We start from the raw sequence: 24,513 nt of genomic DNA on the forward strand, positions 1-24,513 counted from the left end.
TTTTTCTTTTCTTGTATTCTTACTTAAGTTTATCCGTCACTTGCTGACTCACAACCTTAATTTCTTGTTCTTTTTTCTTAGGATATAATAATAAAATATCATCCTTGTCCACGATGATATAGTCATTCAAACCATCTACTACTACCACTTTCCCTTTAGCTGTTCTTATAATATTATTTGTAGCATTATTAAAAAAAGCAGTTGCATTTACTACCGCATTGTCATTATCATCTTTAGGAAGCTTATCGTATAAAGACCCCCATGTACCTAAATCATTCCAATCAAATGTAGCTGGTAATACATATACATTATTAGCCTTCTCCATTACAGCATAGTCTATAGAGATATTTTCAGCTTTAGAATAGTTCTCATCTATAAAAGACTTCTCATCTTCTGTATTTAGATAATCATACCCTTGATCAAACAATTCTGTCATAGCTGGTTGAAACTCTGAGAAAGCATCCAAAATAGAGCTTATACTCCATATAAAGATTCCTGAATTCCATAAAAAATGTCGGCTCTGTACAAACTTACGTGCTGTAACATAATCAGGCTTCTCTCTAAATTGTACTACTTTCTTAATAGGACGAGAATCTAGTTTATTAAACTCAATATATCCATACCCTGTATTAGGGAAAGTAGGCAAAATTCCTAAAGTCATTAATACCTTATCACGCTCACATACATCAAAGGTGCGTTGTAAGTTAGATACGAACTGTAACTCATCTTCTATCCAGTGATCGCTAGGCGCCACCACCATTACTGCCTCTGGATTCATCTTCTTAATCTTCATCGCCGCATATAGTATACATGGTGCTGTATTACGCATATCTGGCTCTAATATGATATTATTTAACTCTACAGATGGCAATTGTTCCTTTACTATCTCGCGATAGTTTTCATGCGTTAAAATCAGAATATTCTCTTTAGGCACTACCTGAGACAGACGTTTAAAAGTCTTTTGTATCAAGGTATCTCCTGATCCTAACATATCGTGAAACTGTTTTGGAAACTCAGGTGTACTCACAGGCCAAAAACGTGACCCTACTCCACCTGCCATAATCACAGCGTAATAATTTGAACTCATATATCTTTATCTATTTACAACATAATGGGTCAACAACTCTACTTCAGCATTTGCTTTAAAAGTGTATATTCTTCCCGTTGAAACTTCTAAACACTCGAAACGCTTTACCCTAATAGGTCCACGCTTAAATATCTTTCCGTTATAAGTTTTAAAATGACTCCCTAAAGGGATTTCATATATAAAACAATTGTTATTATTTATATCCTGGACATCATACCTTCTCATCGCTATAGATAACTTCTCATCAGTATCGCTACTAGCAGAAGGGTTTCTAAAGTGATTTGCTAACAAAGGTAATAATGCACTAGGAAATATTTCTTCTCTTAAAAAGGGCAACATTAATAATTGAAAAGTACTTTTCCACTCTACTCCATGTGGCTTTATTCCCCCTTTGTACTTTTGATAAGCCACTAAGTGAGCTATCTCATGAATCAAGGTCATCAAAAAACGGTAAGGATTCAGATTAGAATTTATCGTTATAATATGCTTCCCATCGTGATTACGAGTATAATCTCCATGACGTGTAACTCTCTCGTGTACAATCTTTAGATGCACATGATAGTGTTTTATCAATTCAAATACAGGTTCAACTGCTTGTTCTGGTAAATATGGCTTAAGCTTCTCTATCAATTACATTTTAATTTAAGGGGTAGTAGTAGACACTTGCAATACCTTCCCATTAAAAAATCTATTCCCATGTATCGCAAAGTTCACGATATACTCAGCCATTTCATCTGGCATAAGTGGAGCTTGATATCCTGGGAATGCCTCTTCTAACATCTCTGTCTGTACTGCTCCTAAAGCTACTACATTAAAGAATATTCCCTTATCCTTATATTCTTCAGCTAACAACTCACTTAAGATAGTGATAGCTCCTTTACTAGAACTATATGCAGCTAATCCTCCGAACTTTAACACTCCTTGTACTCCTCCCATACTACTTACAGATACCACATGACTATTCACTTTCATAAATGGTATAGTAACTTGCATTAGGCGAGCTGCACCGAATACATTTACATTATATACATACTGAAAATCTTCTTGTGTAATCTCCTCAAAAGGTTTGTTCACAATAGCTCCAGCGTTATTAATCAGGATATCTACATGCTCCCAATTGTCCTGTACATAATCAACTACCTTCTGAAGGTCTTCTTCTTTAGTTATATCAACAGCTAAACAAGTGACATTATCTAAATCAATAAGTTTATCTGATATTTTTCTAGACACTGCCAATACATTATGACCTAATTTTGACAACCATTGCACACACTCTAGTCCAATACCTCTACTTGTCCCTGTAACAATTACATTTTTCATCTTAATACATTCTTATTTCTCCCGGAGCTAAATTAACAAGTTTGTTCACAACCGGTATTATATCTTGTGTAAAAGAAGTCATAAAATTTAAATCCATTAAATGAGCTTCATCCTTTACATGGTGGTAATATTCATAATTTTCAAAGTCAAAAGAACTAAACGTTTGACATGGTACTTTAAACATTTGGTAAAAAGGATAATTATCAGAACGCTTAAACAAATTAAACTCTTCAGCCTTTTCTAATTTACCTACAATAGGCTTCCCTGCTAATTCATTTAACTTACTTGCCATAGTAGACAGATCGTATCCCGTTAGATAAGTCATATAATCTCTCTTCATAGGTAGTCCTAGCATTTCGAAATTAAGCATATACACTACATTCACATTCTCTTCTTTAAGACGCTCTGCTAAATGTTTAGATCCCCATAATCCCTTTTCTTCTCCTGTGAAGAACGCCACAAGTACTGTACGCTTATTATTCTGTAACTTTAAGTTACGTGCTAATTCTAACAGGATAGCTGTACCAGCTGCATTGTCATTCGCTCCATTAGCAATAGAATCTCCATCTACAGGCTTTTCTATTCCGATATGGTCATAATGAGCACCTAATACCACTACCTCGTTTTTTAAAGTCTCATCACTACCTGGTATAACTCCTACGATATTCCAAGCATCTGCTACATTCTGTAACGTATCGTTATAAGAACTATAATAAGGCTTAATCATATACTCCGCTAATCGTTTAGCTAAGTACTCACCAGCCATCTTACCTCCTTCTGTACCAGTATCTCTACCTAGTAACTCATCAGAAGCTAAATAATATAATGTTTCTTTAATATTCTTTTGTTCAGCATTAGCTTTAACAACAGATGGTGTCTTAGTAGTAGCACATCCAACTAATAAGACTGCTGCCAATAGGCTTAAAATTCTCATTTATAAATATTTTTATCAAAAATACAAAAAGGTAATTAACTATAGAAAATAATTTCTACTGTATATGTAGCATATACAATAAATTATTATCAATAAAAAAGCCCTTATTCAAAAGAATAAGGGCTTAAGTATATTATTATTTAGATTACGCCAACATAGTCACTGGGTTCTCTACATAATCTTTAAATGTTTGTAAGAACTGAGCACCTGTAGCACCGTCCACAGTTCTGTGGTCACATGCTAGAGTTACTGTCATTGTATTACCTACTACGATCTGACCATTCTTCACTACTGGTTTTTCTATAATAGCACCTACTGATAGAATTGCAGAGTTTGGTTGGTTGATAATAGAAGTAAATGACTGAATACCAAACATACCTAAGTTAGACACAGTGAATGTACTTCCTTCCATCTCAGCAGGAGTAAGTTTTTTAGTTTTAGCTTTACCAGCTAATTCTTTTACTTTACCACCGATATGAGTTAAAGACATTTGATCTGTGAATGGCAATACTGGTACTACTAATCCATCCTCTACAGCTACAGCTACACCGATATTGATGTGGTTGTTATAGATAGTTGCATTATCAGTCCATTGTGTATTCACCTGAGGATGTTTGCGAAGTGCCATAGCACATGCTTTCACTACCATATCGTTAAATGATACTTTCGTATCGGGTAAGTTATTGATAATCTTACGAGACTCGATAGCATTATCCATATCTAACTCGATAGTTAAATAGTAATGAGGAGCAGTAAACTTAGACTCAGCTAAACGACGAGCAATCGTCTTACGCATTTGTGAGTTTTTCACTTCCTCTACACTTACTTCTCCAGCTGGTACGAATGCCTTAACAGCAGGTACAGCAGCAGTAGCTGCAGCTACAGGAGCAGCAGTTTTAGCAGCAGGTGTATAGTTTTCAATATCGCGTTTGATGATACGTCCATTCTCACCAGAACCTTTCACCTCAGTAATATTTATTCCTTTATCTTCAGCAATTTTCTTAGCCAATGGAGAAATGAATACTCTCCCATTAGTAGAAGTAGTAGCCTCCACGCTTACAGTTTTTGGTTCTTCAGCTTTAGGAGCCTCCGTAGCAGGAGCCTCAGCAGCGAAAGCACCACCGTTTTGAGCAGATGCAACTACAGCTGATACGTCAGTTCCTTCTGGTCCTAAGATCGCTAATACGCTATCAACAGGAGCAGACTCACCTTCGTTAATACCTACATATAATAAAGTTCCAGCCTCAAAAGCTTCGAACTCCATAGTAGCTTTATCAGTTTCGATTTCTGCAAGGATATCACCTTCCTGAACCTTATCACCTACTTTTTTAATCCAAGTAGCTACTGTACCATCAGTCATAGTATCACTAAGACGAGGCATAGTAATGATTTTAACTCCAGCAGGCATAGCAGCCGCAGCAGGAGCTGGTGTTTCAACTTTAGCTTCTGCTACAGGAGCAGCAGCCTCAGCAGCTGGAGCAGCATTACCTGCACCACTGATTAAAGCAGAAATATCTTCACCTTCATTTCCTATAATAGCAAGTAACGAATCTACAGGAGCAGATTCACCTTCTTGTAATCCAATATATAACAATGTCCCTGAATTAAATGATTCAAACTCCATTGTTGCTTTGTCTGTTTCAATTTCTGCAAGGATATCTCCTTCAGAAATCTTATCTCCAACTTTTTTTAACCATGCTGCAACAACACCTTCTGTCATCGTGTCGCTTAAGCGTGGCATTGTAATTACTTCTGCCATGTTCTTTTTATTATAATCTGTGAGGTATAAAAGGGTAATTCTCTTGTTCGTATACTACGTCATACATTACGTTTTTCTCTGGGAACGGAGATTCTTCAGCGAATTTCTCACACTCAGTCACGTAATCTTTTACTCTTTGATCCATTGCCTCGATCTCAGCTTCAGTAGCATATCCTTTTTCTCTAATTACATCTAATACTTGTGTAATTGGATCTATTTTTTTGTACTCTTCTACTTCCTCTTTAGTACGGTAGTGTTGAGCATCTGACATAGAGTGACCTCTATATCTATACGTTTTCATTTCTAATAAAGTAGGTCCATCTCCACGACGTGCTCTTTCGATAGCCTCGTACATAGCTTCAGCTACTTTTACAGGGTTCATACCGTCTACTGGTCCACTAGGCATTTCGTATCCTAAACCTAATTTCCAAATATCACTATGGTTAGCTGTACGCTCTACTGAAGTACCCATAGCATATCCATTGTTCTCAATGATGAATACTACTGGCAATTTCCAGTTCATAGCCATATTAAATGTCTCGTGTAAAGACCCTTGACGTGCTGCACCATCACCGAAGTAACACATTGTAACAGCTTGTCTATCGAAATATTTATCAGCGAATGCTAATCCTGCTCCTAGAGGAATTTGTCCCCCTACGATACCATGACCACCATAGAAACGGTGTTCTTTAGAAAAGATGTGCATAGATCCACCTAATCCTTGTGATGTACCAGTACCTTTTCCTAATAACTCAGCCATAATTCTCTTAGGATCTACTCCTAATCCGATTGGCTGAACGTGATTTCTATATGCTGTAATCATCTTGTCTTTAGACATGTCCATTGCATGTAAAGCTCCAGCCAATACTGCTTCCTGCCCATTATATAAATGCAAGAATCCTCTCACTTTTTGTTGAATATATAAAGCAGCAAGCTTATCTTCAAACTTTCTCCAAAATAGCATGTCTTCATACCACTTTAGATAAACTTCTTTTGTAATTTCTCTCATATGACTTTACTTTTCATAAACGGTCTCCCGTTTAAAATACAGACTTTCTCGTTTAACCACACTACTGTGGAGAAGCAAAAATAATATATCTACACTAGACTGAAAAATTTATTTGAAGTATTTTAGATTTGATAATATTTTAGACAATTAATTTAACAATACCTTATAATTAGATCGTTTAGTTACATTTCTATTTTTTAAAACTTAAACCTAAAAATCCCGTATATACTTTTTTAATTTTATTATAACAACCTTAATATTACTAATAACATCCTTATTTAAAGACACATAAATTATGCCATCTATCCAATAAAGGATAACTAGTCTGTAAAATCCTCTAAAAACTCCTATTATAGCTATTTTATAGTATTCACTGTATACTAATGTTATCATCTGGCTTCTATTAGCCCTAACTGTTCATCGCCTCTTAGTACATATAAGTTAATAGTACTTCTACCTCACCTCCATACTAAGTCCGTTTCTATCCTTGTATTAACGGACTCACTACAGACGCATAACGGACGCATAACAGACTCAACTCGCATCAGTTTAACATCACACCCAAATAAGTCTACATGAAATATCTAAAAAAGGAGAGAGTCTGTTTTCACAGACTCTCTCCTACATTATAAAATATATAATACACTATAAACACTCTCTAGCTTAATAAGCTATAATAGTGGATAAACTCAGTAGTTCTAGACAGAACTAATTTTGCCACCACATCTTATAATTAATATTATCGCCACCCATCTCTGCTACTTTTTTCTCATAATTACCTTTGTTCTGAGTACGTATATTGATTGGGTATGGGAATCTATTAGGCATATTCCCATCGTTTAGCATTGACTCTGTCTTAGGTAGCTTAGGATATCCTGTACGCTTATATTCGAACCACTGTTGATAATCGTTCATATACAATGCATAATACTTCTGTAACATAATGCGCTCTAATGTACCATTATACCTAGTACTTTCTAAAGTAAAATAATTAGTTGGCATCTCTAATCCCTTAGAGGTAATAGCCTCTTTCACCGCCTGCTCATAATAGCTCTTTGCATCTGATAAGTATCCCTTCTGAGCTAACTCCGCCTTTATAAATAATACTTCAGCATACGTTAGTATAGGTGCTTCTGTAGGATTAGCCGCCATAACATTATTCAATGTCGATGCTTCGTAATCAAACTGTGAATCCGAACCATCAAAGGCACTAGGTATTCCTTTATACCCTATATATACTTTATTCTTTCCTTCTACTCTATAGGCTTCTGTTGCATATAGTGGAAGTCTTGGGTCATTAAAATCATTTAAATTATCTATAAAGAAAGAAGCCATCTTACGACTCAATGTAAAATCTTGAATACGACTCCATGGAGAGATATTAGGTGTCACCCCTGTTATCTTTAGATTAGCCTGTGACTTCACGTCATTAATAATAGGATATTTATCTGGATCGTTAAGTATAGTCAGCATACGTTGATATGCATTCTTATTCTCTTTATTTGATATTCTCAACAGTAAACGCAAATGCAAACTATTCGTAAACTTCTGCCAATCATCCCAGTATGTTTTTGAATCTATGTATAAAATATCCGGATTATATAATAACTTTCTATTTAGGTCATATAAGCTATTTGCTCGTTCCAAATCCGCTAAAATACTATCATATATCTTCTCTTGTGAATCAAATTCTGGATAAAGAACTTTTTCTTCTCCCTTAGACGCCTCAAAATAAGGTACATCCCCGAATAAATCAGTTAAGTTAGAAGTGATCCACGCTTTTAGAGTTAGAGCCATCGCTTCATAGTTAGGATCGGCTACCTTCACAGCCTCATACTCCATATCTCTAGCATTCTTTAACCATCTGTAATAAGCATTCCACGATGACGCTCCTACATCATCACTTAGGTCATATCGTTGCATACCAGGTACATCACTAGGATAAACCACAATATCTTGCATTAAATGATTATTATGAGACCAACTGCGATACATATTATGACTAGCCATCTCGTAGATGATAGGGTTTAATAACGTTGCTGGGCTAATCTGTTGTAAACGGTTAGGATCAATATTCTTCTCTTCAAAATCAGAAGTACAACTCACAGTCAGCAATACTGTTGCTGATAATCCTAAAAATATATTTTTGATTTTCATCTGTCGTTTTCTTAATATTAGATATCTAGTTTAATACTAAAACCATAAGTAGCAGGTGATGGCATCTGCCCCATCTCTACTCCTGGCATCATAGAACCTCCATTTAAGGCTGCTGTCTCTGGGTCAAATAACGGGAAGTTAGACAACATCGCTAGGTTACGTCCATATACAGATACGCTTAGTTTCTTCAGGCGTAACTTATTTAATATTTGCTTAGAGAAATTGTATTCAAAACTCACTTCTCTCAATTTGATATAAGAAGCATCGAATGTATTAGACTCTAGATTAGCTCTTCTATAGTATTCTTTATAGTAGCTTGCTGGGTCTACCTTAGTCGTATTAGGTGAGAATGTACCATCTCCATTTCTCACTACTCCATCTCCGATGATATATCCTTGTTCTCTACCGTATAAGGTATGTTCTAGTTTACCTTGCTCACTCATCTTATGATGAGACTGTGAGTACACATTACCACCATACTGCCCATCTATCGTAAAGCTGAACTTAAATCCTTTATACTTAAATGTATTAGTCCATCCCATCGTCCAGTCTGCATAAGCACTACCGATATACTCTATTTCTTTAGATTGTTCAGGAAGTCCTTTATCTGTATATACGATTTGTCCTTGATCATCTCTCACAAATTTATATCCATATAAGTCTCCTGTAGTTCCTCCTACTTTAGCGATAATAGATGCCGTACCCGATGTAGCTAATACTTGCTGATCTCCTCCTTCGAACTCTTCTGCTAGGCTTAAGATTTTATTCTTATTCTTAGCCCAGTTCACTGAAGTATTCCAAGAGAAATCTTTTGTCTTAATAGGTGTACCACTTAACATTAGCTCAATACCTCTATTGCGTACATCTCCACCATTAATTACAGCCTTATTATATCCTGTTACATAATTTAATGGTACGGTAATAATTTGATTTTTTGTATTGGTTTCATAGACTGTCACATCAAAGCCCAATCTGTTGCCAAACATCTTATGCTCATATCCAATCTCAAATGAATTAGTACCTTCTGGTTTTAATTCACCATTATGTAAAGTGGTAGCAGACGTAGCAGAGCTAGCAAAGGCACTATTAGAATAATATTTCAATGTTTGATATGGTTTAGTACCATTACCTACTTTTGCTATAGACACTCTCAGTTTTGAATAATCAATACTCGCAGGCATTCTAAAAATATCATTCAACACAAAACTTGCGTTTAATGAAGAATATAAAAATGACCAATTCATTTTAGGCAATGTACTCGACCAGTCATTTCGAATAGTTCCATCTAAGAATACCATATTCTTATACCCTACCGAAGCCATCCCATAGACAGAGTTCACTTTATAGTCATCATCTAGAACATTAGTGATAGGATTATTGATACCATTCGCTAACATATATACACCAGGCGTAACTAGTCCATCTACATAAGATGTAACGCTGTGATATTTAGAATCAAGCATATTCCCTCCTATAGACCCACTATATGTAAATATATCTGAGTCATTATCAGTATAAGTTAATAAGACATCAGTATTAATCTCTTGGAAGTTTATCTGTTGTGTTCTAAAATATCCTTTACCAAACTTAGTGGTGCTATAAGGTCTGCGCTGCTCACGTTTATCATTACGCGAGTTAAGTGAGGTACGTAACATTAATTTTAATTTAGGTGCAAGAGTAATATCAGTCGATAGGCTTCCTGTTATAGTGTTTGTATTTACTGGATTGGTTGTCTCATAAGCGATTAGATAAGGATTTTCTATGTATGAGCTAAACGGATGAATCTGTTGTGTTTGATAGTAATCTTTCTGCCAGATAGGTCTATACCATTCTAAGTCAACATTAGGATTCTGAAAGATCATAAAATATCCTATCGTATGGTTACCATATCCTGTACCTGGTAGGTTATCACTCTTTCTGTTCGTATAACTAACATTCGCGTTTAAAGTAACTGCATCAGAGATATTATACTTAGCCTTCGTAGATAGTGTAGTTCTATCAAATCCTGTATTAGGCATTATCCATTCATTCTTAGAGTGCGTTATCGTCGTTCTAATATCTCCTTTATCACTTCCTCCTGATAGACCTAAAGTATTAGTTGTAGTAATACCAGTACGCCAGAAGTCTTTTATATTATTCTTATAAGGTTTCCATAAAGTTCTTTCTGCACCTTGAGACTCTGTTGTAGGATCGTATTGATAGTAATATTGTCCTTCAAACTTAGGTCCGAATGCACTACTAGTACTTCCTGTATTCGCACCATCATCTGATAAACCGTAAGAATAATACGGATTACCTTCTTTATCAAAGCTATTTCCACTACCTTGGCCATATTCGTATTGATACTTTGGCCACCTCTGAATTACATCAAAACTAACATTAGAGTTAAATGAGATACCTAATCCTTTATCTTTTTTTCCAGATTTAGTAGTTATCATTAATACCCCATTACTAGCTCTAGAACCATATAATGCAGCTGCACCAGGCCCTTTAAGCACAGAGATACTTTCTATGTCATCCGGATTTATATCAGCTATCCCATTTCCATAATCTACAGGAGCATCAGTACCTATATAAGAATCACCTGCTCCACTGCTCCACAAAGTACTATTGACAATCACACCATCTACTACCACTAATGCTCCATTGGCATCAGCATTCAATGATCGATCTCCACGTAACTTAATTTGTGTCGAATTCATTGGACCAGAACTAGCAGATGTCATAGTCATACCAGCCACTTTACCTTTTAATGCATCTGACCAAGTATTAGAACGAGTATTATCAAGTTGTTCACTGTTCAAAGTCTGTTGAGAAAATCCTAATTGTTTCTCTTCTCTCTTAATACCTAAAGCCGTTACTACAACTTCATTAAGCATGCTACTAGACTCTACTAAGGTCACATTCACAAAATCACCTTTACTAACGATCATTTTCTTCTCTTCAAATCCCATAAAAGAAATGATGATTTCACCTTTTAAGAAAGTATCAGGCACAGCTAGTGTGAAGTTACCATCTAGATCTGTCGATGTGATGTGCTTAGATCCTGACAGCTGAACTACTGCACCAGGTAGAGTCAATCCAAGGTTATCAATTACTTTTCCTTTTACGATCGAGCCACTACTTTGCTCAGAAGAAGATTTAGTGATAATACTATCTAACGCATCAGTTGAAACATTAGAAGCGAATAATGAATTTGATTGTAGTAATAAAACACTTCCTATAATCAAACAAATTTGATGACAATTACGTCTAACTTTTTTCATTACTTAAAATTGTGTTGTTGTTGGTTGTATTAAATACCTCACTTAATACAGTCACAAAAGAATGAAATGCCATTAGTCGGCACAACGTTTAATCATTACTAAACAGTTAATAACTGTTATATAATTGTAAACAAAAAAATACCTAAATTATTTTTTAGTCTAATCTAAATTATTAATTTAGCCATGTCTAATAAAAATAAAACTATAAGTAATGAAATTCAAACTTCCTGATTTGCCATATGATAAAAATGCTTTCAATTCTTTTATATCATCTGAAGGATTCGATTATCACTATGGAAAACATCATCAAACGTATGTAAACAACCTTAACCATTTAATAACAAATACAAAATGGGAAGATGAATGTTTAGAGAATATTATCACAGGTACTCAAGCAGAAGGAGAAGTAGCCATATTTAACAACGCTGCACAGCATTATAATCATTCTTTTTTCTGGAAATCCATCACTCCTAACCAAGGTGGTCAGCCTAGTGAAGAACTACTAGACATGACAGGAAAATACTTCGGATCACTAGATGAACTAAAAACTCAATTCATTGACAAAGCGACCAAATTATTTGGAAGTGGATGGGTATGGTTAGTACTAACTCCAGAAAATAAGCTGGAACTTATGAGTCTAAAGGATGCTGACACTCCCTTAGTTTATGGGAACACGCCTTTACTAACTATAGATGTATGGGAACATGCGTATTATATAGACCACAGAAATGCAAGGCCAAGCTTTATCCAACTATTTTGGAATGCAATCAACTGGGAATTTGTCAATAAAAATTTAGCAAAATGAGTATAGAATGTATTATGCACATAGAGAAAAGCTGTCAACTAAAGCAAGATCTTGCTAACGAGCAGCTCCAAAAAGGGAACAATAGTTTAGCAATTAACTATTATATCGAAGCCATAAGTCGACTAGAAGTATTGTGCGCTTCATATAACGCGTATCTAAAAACAGGTCCCAAACTCTATCTACAATACATAGATACATCTATTAGGTTAGTCACCTTATATAGAAAAGAACAAGAGACTGACAAGTACAAAAAACTAGTCTCTAAGCTTAACAGTTATATTGACAATGTCAAAGAGCTAATAAACAATGATCATGAAATGTCCATTACACTAGCTAACTTCAAGCTAAAGCTTAATAATATTTAAAACTAAAAGAGATTATTCCAATTAATTAGTAAAGCCATAATTCTAAAACAATAAGAATAAAAAACTCTTTTTAAACAAAAAAGGTCTACATTTAATGTAGACCTTTTTCATTTTGTTGATATTAAATCAACTATTCTATCGGATTTATGCTTCTCCTTTCGTACCAAACTTTATAGCTGACAATTCACTAGTAGCTTCAACATCAACTATACTTCCATTACTACCTTCATAGCGCTGGATATTCTCTTGTAAAGCAGTCATTAATCTTTTCGCGTGTTGAGGCGTCAAAATAATTCTAGACTTTACTTTACCTTTTGGCATTCCAGGCATTATGGTAACAAAATCAACCACAAATTCAGTATTAGAATGATTGATAATCGCTAAATTAGAATACACTCCTTCTGCTGTTGCCTCGTCTAATTCAAGGCTAAATTGATCTTGTACTTTTTCCATAATACTAGAAGTTTAAATCTGTTTCTTTATTTGCAAACCCTTCGTCATCTGAAGTACTAACAAGGATACTTTCGTACTCTCTCATACCTGTACCTGCAGGGATTCTGTGACCTACAATAACGTTTTCTTTTAATCCGTTTAATCCATCTACTTTACCTGCAACAGCAGCTTCGTTTAACACTTTCGTTGTTTCCTGGAACGACGCAGCAGAAATAAATGATTTCGTTTGTAAAGACGCACGAGTAATACCTTGTAACATTGGAGTACCAGTAGCAGGCATAACATCACGACTAACTACTAAGTTCTTATCCTCACGTTTCAATAATGAATTCTCGTCACGTAATTCACGCATAGTAATAATCTGTCCTTCTTTCAAATTATCAGACTCACCAGCATCAACTACAACCTTCATTCCATATAATCTATCATTCTCAGCAATGAAGTCAGCAGCGTGTGCTAATTGATCTTCTAAGAATAAAGTATCTCCTGGATCTTCGATTTTTACTTTACGCATCATTTGACGGATAACTACCTCAAAGTGTTTATCACTAATCTTAACCCCTTGTAGACGGTATACCTCTTGAATCTCATTTACTAAATACTGTTGAACAGCAGAAGGTCCTTGGATTCTTAAGATATCGTCTGGAGTGATAGCTCCATCAGAAAGTGGCATACCAGCTTTCACGTAGTCATTCTCTTGAACTAAAATTTGATTAGATAACTTAACTAAGTATTTTCTAACATCTCCTGTTTTAGACTCAACAACGATCTCTCTGTTACCTCTCTTAACTTTACCGAACGATACAACACCATCAATTTCTGAAACTACCGCAGGGTTAGAAGGATTACGAGCTTCTAACAACTCAGTAATTCTTGGAAGACCTCCAGTAATATCCCCAGCTTTAGATGTATGACGAGGAATCTTAACTAAAACTTTACCAGCCTTAATTTTATCACCATCATTTACCATTAAGTGAGAACCTACAGGTAAGTTGTATGAACGAATTAACTCACCATCTTTACCATAAATTAATAAAGTAGGAATTAACTTTTTATTTCTAGACTCAGTAATAACTTTTTCTTGGAATCCTGTTTGCTCATCAATCTCAACCATGAACGTCTGTCCTTGTTCGATATCTTCATAAGCAACTTTACCAGTAAACTCAGAAACAATTACACCATTATAAGGGTCCCATTTAAATAACGTAGCACCTTCCTCAACAACATCTCCGTCATTCACATAAATAGTAGAACCATAAGGAATGTTATTTGTTGTTAATAGGATACCAGTATTAGTATCAAATAATTTAGCTTCAGTAGAACGTGAAATAACGATATCGATAGCATTACCTTCATTATCCTCTCCTTTTACTGTTTTAAGATCTTCTATTTCTAAACGACCATTAAATTTAGCAGTAATACTAGATGTTTCAGAGATATTACCAGCAGTACCTCCCACGTGGAATGTTCTCAATGTTAACTGTGTACCAGGCTCCCCAATAGATTGAGCAGCAATAACACCTACAGCTTCACCTTTTTGAACCATTCTAGCAGTAGCTAAGTTACGTCCGTAACATTTAGCACATATACCAACTTTAGCCTCACAAGTCAATGGCGAACGAACCTCAATTGATTCAATTGGTGCCGCATTGATTGATTTAGCGATAGCTTCAGTAATTTCTTCTCCAGCTCCAACTAATACATCAGAGTTAAGCGGGTTAATCACAGCATTAAGAGCAACACGTCCTAAGACTCTTTCTCCTAATGATTCGATAACTTCCTCATTCTTCTTAAGTGGTTTAACTTCAATACCTCTCAATGTACCACAGTCAACAGAGTTAACGATAACATCTTGAGCTACATCATGTAGACGACGAGTTAAGTATCCAGCATCCGCTGTTTTTAACGCTGTATCCGCAAGACCTTTACGAGCACCGTGAGTAGAGATGAAATACTCTAAAATCGAAAGTCCTTCCTTAAAGTTAGAAAGAATTGGGTTTTCGATAATCTCTCCACCACCAGCTGTAGATTTCTTAGGCTTAGCCATCAAACCACGCATACCAGTTAACTGACGAATCTGCTCTTTAGAACCACGGGCTCCAGAGTCAAGCATCATATATACTGAGTTAAATCCTTGTTTGTCTTCACGAATGTTTTTCATTGCTAACTCAGTTAACATAGCATTTGTAGAAGTCCAAACGTCAATAACTTGGTTGTAACGCTCATTATTTGTGATAAGTCCCATGTTATAGTTCATAGTAATATGATCTACTTGTTGGTTCGCATCATCAATTAATTCCTGTTTACGCTCAGGAATCATAATATCCCCTAAACTGAAAGATAATCCTCCACGGAATGCGTAACCGTATCCCATGTTTTTAATATCATCTAAGAATGCAGCAGTAGTAGGTACATCAGTAATACTTAAAATACGACCGATAATATCTCTTAATGATTTCTTAGTTAATACCTCATTGATATATCCTGCAACTTCAGGTACTACTTCATTAAATAAAATTCTACCTGCAGAAGTCTCAATAATTTGATATACTAATTCTCCTTCAGCATTGTAATCTTTAGCTCTTACTTTAACGTTAGCGTTAAGATCAAGTTTACCTTCATTTAATGCAATATGTACTTCCTCTACAGAGTAGAAAGTCAATCCTTCACCTTTGATGATGTGCTCTGGAGTTGATTTACGTGACTTAGTCATGTAGTATAACCCCAGTACCATGTCCTGAGATGGTACAGTAATAGGAGCACCATTTGCAGGGTTTAAGATGTTGTGAGAAGCTAACATTAATAATTGAGCTTCTAAGATTGCCTCTGGTCCTAGAGGTAAGTGAACCGCCATCTGGTCACCATCAAAATCGGCGTTGAATGCCGTACACACTAATGGGTGTAATTGAATCGCTTTACCTTCGATTAACTTAGGTTGGAACGCTTGAATACCCAATCTGTGTAACGTAGGAGCACGGTTAAGTAAAACTGGGTGTCCTTTAATTACGTTTTCTAAGATATCCCAAACAACAGGTTCTTTTTTATCTATAATCTTCTTAGCAGATTTTACTGTCTTAACAATTCCTCTTTCGATTAACTTACGAATAACGAATGGTTTGTAAAGCTCAGCTGCCATATCTTTTGGCAATCCACACTCGAATAATTTTAATTCTGGTCCAACAACAATTACCGAACGAGCTGAATAATCAACACGTTTACCAAGTAAGTTTTGACGGAAACGTCCTTGTTTACCCTTTAATGAATCAGAAAGAGATTTTAATGGACGGTTTGATTCTGTTTTAACAGCAGAAGATTTTCTAGTGTTATCGAACAATGAATCAACAGCTTCTTGAAGCATACGTTTCTCATTACGTAAGATTACTTCAGGAGCTTTAATTTCCATTAAACGTTTCAGACGATTATTTCTGATAATTACACGACGATATAAGTCATTTAAATCAGATGTAGCAAAACGACCTCCATCTAGTGGAACTAATGGACGTAATTCTGGTGGAATAACAGGAATAACTTTCAAGATCATCCACTCTGGTCTATTCTCACGATTCAAATTAGAATCACGGAAAGACTCAACTACTTGAAGACGTTTTAACGCCTCTGTTTTTCTTTGTTTAGATGTTTCGTTATTAGCAGCGTGACGTAGAGTATAAGATAACTGATCTAAGTCTGTAGTTGCTAATAAATCCATAATACACTCAGCACCCATTTTAGCGATGAATTTATTTGGATCTGTATCATCTAAATATTGATTTTCCATCGGAAGAGTATCACAAATGTTTAAGTACTCTTCTTCAGTTAAGAAATCTAATCTATTGATAGGTTCACCATCAACGTTTTTAGCAATACCAGCTTGGATTACCACATAACGCTCATAGTAAATGATCATATCTAATTTCTTAGAAGGAAGACCTAAGATATAACCAATTTTGTTTGGCAATGAACGGAAGTACCAGATATGCGCAATTGGCACAACTAAATTGATGTGACCAACTCTATCTCTACGTACTTTCTTCTCAGTAACTTCAACACCACAACGGTCGCACACGATTCCTTTATAACGGATTCTCTTATACTTACCACACGCACATTCGTAATCCTTTACAGGTCCGAAAATACGCTCACAGAAAAGACCATCACGTTCTGGTTTATGAGTACGATAGTTGATTGTTTCAGGTTTTAAAACCTCACCTCTCGATTCTGCAAGAATAGACTCTGGCGATGCTAAACCTATTGAGATTTTATTAAACCTTTTTACGGTATTTTTCTCTTTATTTTTATTCATGGTAAACTTACTTGTTAAAGTGTATGATAAAGAGTAAGCAGTGCAACACTGCTTACCCTATAATCTTAGTTTATTCTTCTAATCTGATGTCTAGTCCAAGACCTTTTAATTCATGCATTAATACATTGAATGATTCTGGTAATCCTGGTTCTGGCATAGTCTCTCCTTTAACGATTGCTTCGTAAGTTTTAGCTCTACCAATAACGTCATCCGATTTTACCGTCAAGATTTCACGTAATGTACTAGATGCTCCATAAGCCTCTAATGCCCAAACCTCCATCTCTCCGAAACGTTGACCACCAAACTGAGCTTTACCTCCTAATGGTTGTTGCGTAATCAATGAGTAAGGACCTATAGAACGCGCGTGCATCTTATCATCTACCATGTGACCAAGTTTCAGCATATAGATAACCCCAACAGTTGCACGTTGGTGGAATCTCTCTCCTGTTCCTCCATCATATAAGTAAGTATGTCCAAAACGTGGTATACCTGCCTCATCTGTAAGAGCATTGATTTGATCTAATTCAGCACCATCGAAGATTGGAGTCGCATACTTTTTACCAAGTTTTTGACCAGCCCATCCTAATACTGTTTCATAAATCTGTCCAATGTTCATACGAGAAGGTACCCCTAATGGGTTCAATACGATATCTACTGGTGTTCCATCTTCTAAGAAAGGCATATCCTCATCTCTAACGATACGAGCTACAATACCTTTGTTACCGTGACGTCCAGCCATCTTATCTCCTACACGTAATTTACGTTTCTTAGCAATATATACTTTCGCTAATTTCAAAATTCCAGATGGTAACTCATCCCCTACAGTAATCATAAATTTCTCTCTTCTTAGAACTCCCTGAAGATCGTTTAATTTAATTTTGTAGTTGTGGATCAAATCAGTAATCATACCGTTTGTCTCCTCATCAGTTGTCCATTGTCCTTTAGTTAAGTGAGCAAAATCATCTACTGCAAATAACATTTTTTGAGTAAATTTCTTACCTTTTGGTAAAATCTCTTCTCCTAAATCATTCAATACACCTTGAGATGTTTTACCATTCACGATGAAGAATAATTTTTCAACTAAACGCTCTTTCAACTCATTGAATTTAACTTCAAATCTAGTTTCTAATAAAGCCAATTCGTCTTTATCTTTAGAACGTTTACGTTTATCTTTTACTGCTCTTGCGAACAATTTTTTATCTAAAACAACTCCTCTTAATGATGGAGAAGCTTTTAATGAAGCATCTTTAACGTCTCCCGCTTTGTCACCAAAGATAGCTCTAAGTAATTTCTCTTCTGGAGTAGGATCAGACTCTCCTTTTGGAGTGATCTTACCGATAAGAATATCACCAGGCTTAACTTCAGCACCAATACGGATCATACCGTTTTCATCTAAATCTTTTGTTGCCTCTTCAGAAACGTTAGGAATATCATTAGTTAACTCTTCGTTACCTAATTTAGTATCTCTTACTTCTAAAGTATAGTCATCAATGTGGATAGATGTAAAGATATCTTCACGTACTACTCTTTCACTAATTACGATAGCATCCTCAAAGTTGTAACCCTTCCATGGCATAAATGCCACTTTCATATTACGACCTAGAGCAAGCTCTCCTTGTTGAGTAGCATATCCTTCACAAAGTACTTGACCTTTAGTAACTCTATCACCTTTTCTTACGATTGGTTTTAAGTTGATACTTGTACTTTGATTTGTTTTTCTAAACTTAATTAAGTTATATGTTTTCTCATCTGGATCAAAGCTAATTAAACGCTCTTCATCCGTACGATCATACTTAATGATAATCTTCTGAGCATCCACATACTCAACAGTACCTTCTCCTTCAGCATTAATTAAAACACGAGAATCTGAAGCTACTTGTCTTTCTAATCCAGTACCCACGATTGGAGATTCTGGACGTAATAAAGGAACTGCTTGACGCATCATGTTCGATCCCATCAACGCACGGTTGGCATCATCGTGCTCTAAGAAAGGAATTAACGAAGCAGAAATAGAAGCAATCTGGTTCGGTGCAACGTCAGTATAGTGAACATCTTTTGGCTCAACTACAGGGAAGTCACCCTCTTCTTTTACCACTACTTTTTGCTCAGTGATGAATCCTTTTTCATCAACAGGAATGTTCGCTTGAGCGATTAACATACCTTCTTCCTCTTCTGCACTTAAATAAATAGGATCATTAACGATATCTACTTGCCCTTCAACAACTGGACGGTAAGGAGTTTCGATGAATCCCATATTATTTACCTTAGCATATACTGCTAAAGATGAAATCAAACCAATGTTTGGTCCCTCAGGTGTCTCAATAGGACATAAACGTCCGTAATGAGTATAGTGAACGTCACGCACCTCGAAACCTGCTCTTTCTCTAGATAAACCTCCAGGTCCTAAAGCTGATAAACGACGTTTGTGTGTAATCTCTGCTAATGGATTCGTTTGATCCATAAATTGAGATAACTGGTTCGTTCCGAAGAATGAATTAATAACTGACGACAAAGTCTTAGCATTAATTAAGTCGATTGGAGTAAACACCTCGTTATCACGTACATTCATACGTTCACGAATTGTTCTCGCCATACGAGCTAAACCAACACCAAACTGAGCAGATAATTGCTCACCTACAGTTCTAACACGACGGTTAGATAAGTGGTCAATATCATCAATCTCAGCTTTTGAGTTAATTAATTCAATCAAGTATTTAACAATAGTGATAATATCCTCTTTTGTTAAAACTTGTTTGTCAATTGGAGTATCAAGATTAAGTTTTTTGTTCATTCTATAACGACCAACTTCACCTAGATTGTAACGTTGATCTGAGAAGAACAATTTATCAATAATACCACGTGCAGTTTCCTCATCTGGCGGTTCTGCATTACGCAACTGACGGTAGATGTGCTCTACTGCCTCTTTTTCAGAGTTAGTAGGGTCCTTCTGTAATGTATTATGTATGATGGCATAATCTGCCTGATTATTATCTTCTTTATGTAAAAGGATCGTTTTGACGTTAGCCTCAATGATTTCTTCGATATTATCTTTATCTAGGACTGTATCACGGTCTAAGATAATCTCATTTCTCTCAATAGAAACAACCTCTCCTGTATCCTCATCTACGAAATCCTCATGCCAAGTGTTTAACACACGTGCAGCAAGACGTCTTCCGCTATATTTTTTTAGTCCTGTTTTTGATACTTTAACTTCCTCTGCTAGGTCGAAAATCTCTAGGATATCCTTGTCTCTTTCGAATCCTATAGCACGGAATAATGTTGTAACAGGTAACTTCTTTTTTCTATCGATATAAGCGTACATTACACTATTGATATCGGTAGCAAACTCAATCCATGATCCCTTAAAAGGAATTACTCTCGCCGAATATAACTTAGTTCCATTTGCATGGAATGACTGTCCAAAGAAAACACCAGGTGAACGGTGTAATTGTGAAACCACAACACGTTCTGCTCCATTGATTACGAAAGTACCACTTGGCGCCATATACGGAATTGTTCCTAAATAAACATCTTGAACTATTGTTTCAAAATCTTCGTGTTCAGGATCAGTACAGTACAATTTTAAGCGCGCTTTTAGCGGAACACTATAAGTCAATCCTCTATCAATACACTCTTCGATTGAATAACGAGGAGGATCAACAAAGTAATCAAGGAACTCCAATACGAACTGGTTTCTTGTATCAGTGATCGGGAAGTTCTCCATGAAGGTATTGTATAAACCTTCCTTACCTCTCTCTTCAGATTTCGTTTCTAATTGAAAGAAATCTTTAAAAGACTTAACTTGAATATCCAAGAAATCTGGATACGCAGGTATGTTCTTTGTAGAGGCAAAATTTAATCTTTCAGTCTGATTTGTGATCATCAATGGACAAAAAATTTTGATTAGAATTTGAATTGTTTTTACGCAAAATCTCTTTATACGCAAAATGGTTTAGGCCTGTGGGAAGCTTCCCAAGACCTAAACCTAAAATATTTTTTAGAAAAAAACTATTTAAGCTCTACTACAGCTCCAGCTTCTTCTAATGCTTTTTTAAGACCTTCAGCCTCATCTTTAGAAACTCCTTCTTTGATGTTAGCTGGTGTAGAATCTACGATATCTTTAGCTTCTTTTAATCCTAAACCTGTTAATTCTTTAACAGCTTTAACTACAGCTAATTTAGAAGCTCCAGCTTCTTTTAATACTACAGTGAATTCAGTTTGCTCTTCAGCAGCATCACCTGCAGCACCTCCTGCAACTACTACAGCAGCAGCAGCTGGTTCGATTCCGTACTCATCTTTTAATATAGTTGCTAATTCGTTAACTTCTTTTACAGTTAAGCTAACTAATTGTTCTGCGAATTGTTTCAAATCTGCCATTTTTCTATCTTTTAATGATTTGTAAAAATATAATTTATTAATGTGCGTTCTAATGAACTTTAAAAACTAGATTTAGTCGTTGACTACTCTTCGTCTTTAAATTGGTTTTTAAGAGCTGAAATAACTCTTTGAGCTGGTGATTGAAGTAATCCAATGATTTCTCCAATAACTTCTTCTTTAGATTTAATAGCAACTAATGCATCTAAATTGTTATCTCCGATGTAGATTTCCTCATTGATATAAGCTCCTTTTAAAGCTGGAATATCAGATTTTTTTCTAAAGTCTTTGATAATTTTAGCAGGTCCATTTGCAACATCTGCAAATAAAACAGCACTGTTCCCTTTTAAAGTAGAAGGTAGCTCTTCATAATTTCTATCTGAAGCTTCCATCGCTTTTGCAAGCAATGTATTTTTAACTACTTCAATTTTAATTCCAGCTTTGTTACAAGCTCTTCTTAAGTTTGAAGTAACTTCAGCATTCAATCCTGATATATCAGCGATATAGAAGATATTAGCGTCAGCTAACTTAGCTTTTAATTCTTCTATCGCTACTGCTTTCTGTTCTCTAGTCATACGAATAATTTTTTATTTACCAATTATACTGCTTTAGGATCTAAAGCAATAGCAGGGCTCATAGTACTAGATATATTAATAGACTTGATATAAGTACCTTTAGCTGCAGTTGGTTTCAATTTGATTAATGTTTGGATTAATTCAGCTGCATTCTCAGTAATTTTATCAGCTTCGAAAGAAACTTTACCGATAGATGCGTGAACAATACCAGTTTTATCAACTTTAAAATCGATTTTACCAGCTTTCACTTCTTGAACAGCTTTCGCTACGTCCATAGTAACAGTTCCTGTTTTAGGGTTTGGCATTAAACCTCTTGGTCCTAAAATACGACCTAAAGGACCTAATTTACCCATAACAGCAGGCATAGTGATGATTACATCAACATCTGTCCAACCGTCTTTGATCTTTTGTAAGTACTCATCTAGTCCAACATAGTCAGCCCCAGCAGCTGTAGCTTCAGCTTCTTTATCAGGAGTAACCAATGCTAACACTCTTACATCTTTACCTGTTCCGTGAGGTAACGTAACCACACCACGAACCATTTGATTTGCTTTACGTGGATCAACTCCTAAACGTACAGCGATATCTACAGACTCGTCAAATTTTGCAGAAGCAACTTCTTTAATCAATGCAGATGCATCTTTCAAAGAATATAATCTATTCTTTTCAATTTTAGCAGCAGCCTCTTTTTGCTTTTTCGTTAATTTTGCCATTTCTTCTTTCTTTTACAATTAAAAAGGAGCTGTTCCTGTTACTGATATTCCCATAGATCTTGCAGTACCAGCTATCATACTCATAGCTGCCTCAACAGTAAATGCATTTAAATCAGGCATTTTGTCTTCCGCAATAGCACGAACTTGTTCCCAAGTTACGCTAGCTACTTTTTTTCTATTAGGCTCACCAGATCCAGATTTCACTTTCGCAGCCTCTAATAATTGAACAGCAGCAGGTGGCGTTTTAACAACAAAGTCAAATGATTTGTCTTTGTAAACAGTAATTTGTACTGGTAAAACTTTGCCTGGTTTATCTTGTGTTCTAGCATTAAATTGCTTACAGAACTCCATGATGTTAACTCCAGCAGCCCCCAAAGCAGGTCCAACCGGTGGCGATGGGTTCGCAGCACCTCCCTTAACTTGTAGTTTAACTACTTTACTAATTTCTTTTGCCATTTCTTAAAAAAATTTGGCACATCTCATTTGGAAGCCAAGATGTGACTATTGTAACATTATAATTTTTCTACTTGTGTAAAACTTAGTTCTAATGGTGTCTTTCTTCCGAAAATCTTAACCATTACTTCTAGTTTACGTTTTTCTTCATTAATGTTTTCGATTGTTCCATCGAATCCATTAAATGGTCCGTCGATAACTTTTACTGACTCTCCTATCTCATAAGGAATAGATCCTGTCTCTACTTTTACAGCTAGTTCATCAACTCTACCTAACATTCTATTTACTTCTGACTCACGTAAAGGAAGAGGATCTCCTCCTCTTTCTCCACCTAAGAAACCAATAACCCCTGTTATCGATTTAATAGCGTGAGGAACTTCTCCTGTTAAGTTAGCTTCAATCATAACATAACCTGGAAAGTAAACACGTTCAGTAGTTTTCTTTTTACCATCCTTTACAGTTACTACTTTTTCAGTAGGAACCAACACCTGTGATAAGTAATCTGATAAACCTAAACGAGCAATTTCAGTTTCGATATAATTCTTAACCTTATTCTCCTGTCCACTTACCGCACGAACCACATACCATTTTTTGACACTTGTATCAGCCATAATCTTTCTTTAATTTTCTCTATGCAGTAGCCCAATTATAAAATACTCCTAAAACTCTTCCAAACGCAGTATCTACACCCCACGTTGCTAAAGAAAACAAAATTGCAAAAATAGCAACTATTATAGTGTATCGTTGAACTTCTGACCACGGAGACCAAGTAACATTACTTTTTAACTCTGTGAAAGCATCAGATATGTAATTAAAAACCTTTGCCATGTTAATATTGTTTTTGCACGGGTGGAGGGATTCGAACCCCCATCAACGGTTTTGGAGACCGCTATTCTACCCTTGAACTACACCCGTTTGTTAATAAAAGTCAGTGGCCGTAACC

19 protein-coding genes and 1 tRNA gene are annotated in these 24,513 nt (G+C 35.7%); 2 read left to right on the plus strand and 18 right to left on the minus strand.

Annotated elements, in window-relative coordinates; translation table 11 throughout:
* Nucleotides 1-19 precede the first annotated feature (19 nt).
* The 8 genes from E0Z07_RS02815 to E0Z07_RS02850 form a co-directional block, all read right to left on the minus strand.
* Nucleotides 20-1,087 carry a mannose-1-phosphate guanylyltransferase gene (locus E0Z07_RS02815; RefSeq protein WP_131540217.1) on the minus strand — a complete coding sequence of 356 codons (1,068 nt, stop codon included), beginning with the start codon at nucleotides 1,085-1,087 and terminating at the stop codon, nucleotides 20-22.
* Between the two features lie 6 nt (nucleotides 1,088-1,093).
* On the minus strand, nucleotides 1,094-1,717 hold the full coding sequence (locus E0Z07_RS02820; RefSeq protein WP_131540218.1) for a SprT-like domain-containing protein: 624 nt from the start codon (nucleotides 1,715-1,717) through the stop codon (nucleotides 1,094-1,096).
* 12 nt (nucleotides 1,718-1,729) lie between these two features.
* Nucleotides 1,730-2,407, minus strand: coding sequence for an SDR family NAD(P)-dependent oxidoreductase (locus E0Z07_RS02825; protein ID WP_131540219.1), 678 nt, complete (start codon nucleotides 2,405-2,407; stop codon nucleotides 1,730-1,732).
* Nucleotide 2,408: 1 nt separating this feature from the next.
* Nucleotides 2,409-3,341: a M20/M25/M40 family metallo-hydrolase gene (locus tag E0Z07_RS02830; protein WP_131540220.1), complete on the minus strand. Its 933-nt coding sequence runs from the start codon at nucleotides 3,339-3,341 to the stop codon at nucleotides 2,409-2,411.
* A gap of 145 nt (nucleotides 3,342-3,486) precedes the next feature.
* The gene (locus E0Z07_RS02835) at nucleotides 3,487-5,100 is read right to left on the minus strand and encodes a 2-oxo acid dehydrogenase subunit E2 (protein WP_131540221.1); all 1,614 of its coding nucleotides are present in this window, start codon (nucleotides 5,098-5,100) and stop codon (nucleotides 3,487-3,489) included.
* 10 nt (nucleotides 5,101-5,110) lie between these two features.
* Nucleotides 5,111-6,109, minus strand: a complete 999-nt coding sequence (gene pdhA / locus E0Z07_RS02840) for a pyruvate dehydrogenase (acetyl-transferring) E1 component subunit alpha (protein ID WP_131540222.1) — start codon at nucleotides 6,107-6,109, stop codon at nucleotides 5,111-5,113.
* Nucleotides 6,110-6,817: 708 nt separating this feature from the next.
* Nucleotides 6,818-8,266: a SusD/RagB family nutrient-binding outer membrane lipoprotein gene (locus tag E0Z07_RS02845; RefSeq protein WP_131540223.1), complete on the minus strand. Its 1,449-nt coding sequence runs from the start codon at nucleotides 8,264-8,266 to the stop codon at nucleotides 6,818-6,820.
* A 17-nt stretch (nucleotides 8,267-8,283) separates the two neighbouring features.
* The gene (locus E0Z07_RS02850) at nucleotides 8,284-11,532 is read right to left on the minus strand and encodes a SusC/RagA family TonB-linked outer membrane protein (protein ID WP_131540224.1); all 3,249 of its coding nucleotides are present in this window, start codon (nucleotides 11,530-11,532) and stop codon (nucleotides 8,284-8,286) included.
* A gap of 211 nt (nucleotides 11,533-11,743) precedes the next feature.
* On the opposite strand from E0Z07_RS02850, the gene E0Z07_RS02855 reads away from it, so the two are divergent.
* On the plus strand, nucleotides 11,744-12,337 hold the full coding sequence (locus E0Z07_RS02855; RefSeq protein ID WP_131540225.1) for a superoxide dismutase: 594 nt from the start codon (nucleotides 11,744-11,746) through the stop codon (nucleotides 12,335-12,337).
* Entirely contained in the window at nucleotides 12,334-12,702 is a 369-nt protein-coding gene (locus E0Z07_RS02860; protein WP_131540226.1) for a hypothetical protein, read from the plus strand. Before E0Z07_RS02855 ends, E0Z07_RS02860 begins: the two co-directional genes overlap by 4 nt.
* Nucleotides 12,703-12,846: 144 nt before the next feature.
* Here E0Z07_RS02860 and E0Z07_RS02865 read toward each other — a convergent pair whose 3' ends face one another.
* The 10 genes from E0Z07_RS02865 to E0Z07_RS02910 all read right to left on the minus strand — a co-directional run bounded on the left by E0Z07_RS02865 (nucleotide 12,847) and on the right by E0Z07_RS02910 (nucleotide 24,485).
* The gene (locus E0Z07_RS02865) at nucleotides 12,847-13,155 is read right to left on the minus strand and encodes a DUF3467 domain-containing protein (protein ID WP_131540227.1); all 309 of its coding nucleotides are present in this window, start codon (nucleotides 13,153-13,155) and stop codon (nucleotides 12,847-12,849) included.
* Nucleotides 13,156-13,159: 4 nt separating this feature from the next.
* On the minus strand, nucleotides 13,160-17,455 hold the full coding sequence (gene rpoC, locus E0Z07_RS02870) for a DNA-directed RNA polymerase subunit beta' (protein ID WP_131540228.1): 4,296 nt from the start codon (nucleotides 17,453-17,455) through the stop codon (nucleotides 13,160-13,162).
* Nucleotides 17,456-17,525: 70 nt separating this feature from the next.
* Entirely contained in the window at nucleotides 17,526-21,338 is a 3,813-nt protein-coding gene (gene rpoB / locus E0Z07_RS02875; protein ID WP_131540229.1) for a DNA-directed RNA polymerase subunit beta, read from the minus strand.
* A gap of 125 nt (nucleotides 21,339-21,463) precedes the next feature.
* Nucleotides 21,464-21,832: a 50S ribosomal protein L7/L12 gene (rplL, locus tag E0Z07_RS02880; protein ID WP_131540230.1), complete on the minus strand. Its 369-nt coding sequence runs from the start codon at nucleotides 21,830-21,832 to the stop codon at nucleotides 21,464-21,466.
* Between the two features lie 83 nt (nucleotides 21,833-21,915).
* Complete coding sequence (rplJ, locus tag E0Z07_RS02885) at nucleotides 21,916-22,404, minus strand: 50S ribosomal protein L10 (protein WP_006259590.1); 489 nt, start codon at nucleotides 22,402-22,404, stop codon at nucleotides 21,916-21,918.
* A 23-nt stretch (nucleotides 22,405-22,427) separates the two neighbouring features.
* On the minus strand, nucleotides 22,428-23,117 hold the full coding sequence (gene rplA, locus E0Z07_RS02890) for a 50S ribosomal protein L1 (protein ID WP_006259591.1): 690 nt from the start codon (nucleotides 23,115-23,117) through the stop codon (nucleotides 22,428-22,430).
* 18 nt (nucleotides 23,118-23,135) lie between these two features.
* A complete protein-coding gene (gene rplK, locus E0Z07_RS02895; protein ID WP_006259593.1) occupies nucleotides 23,136-23,573 on the minus strand; it encodes a 50S ribosomal protein L11 in 438 nt (145 codons plus the stop codon).
* A 56-nt stretch (nucleotides 23,574-23,629) separates the two neighbouring features.
* The gene (gene nusG / locus E0Z07_RS02900; RefSeq protein ID WP_131540231.1) at nucleotides 23,630-24,181 is read right to left on the minus strand and encodes a transcription termination/antitermination protein NusG; all 552 of its coding nucleotides are present in this window, start codon (nucleotides 24,179-24,181) and stop codon (nucleotides 23,630-23,632) included.
* Between the two features lie 19 nt (nucleotides 24,182-24,200).
* Nucleotides 24,201-24,398: a preprotein translocase subunit SecE gene (gene secE, locus E0Z07_RS02905; protein ID WP_006259595.1), complete on the minus strand. Its 198-nt coding sequence runs from the start codon at nucleotides 24,396-24,398 to the stop codon at nucleotides 24,201-24,203.
* 16 nt (nucleotides 24,399-24,414) lie between these two features.
* Nucleotides 24,415-24,485, minus strand: a tRNA-Trp gene (locus E0Z07_RS02910).
* Nucleotides 24,486-24,513 lie beyond the last annotated feature (28 nt).

It is taken from the genome of Myroides odoratimimus, from assembly GCF_004337635.1.
In the GTDB taxonomy this organism is placed as follows: Bacteria; Bacteroidota; Bacteroidia; order Flavobacteriales; family Flavobacteriaceae; genus Flavobacterium; species Flavobacterium odoratimimum.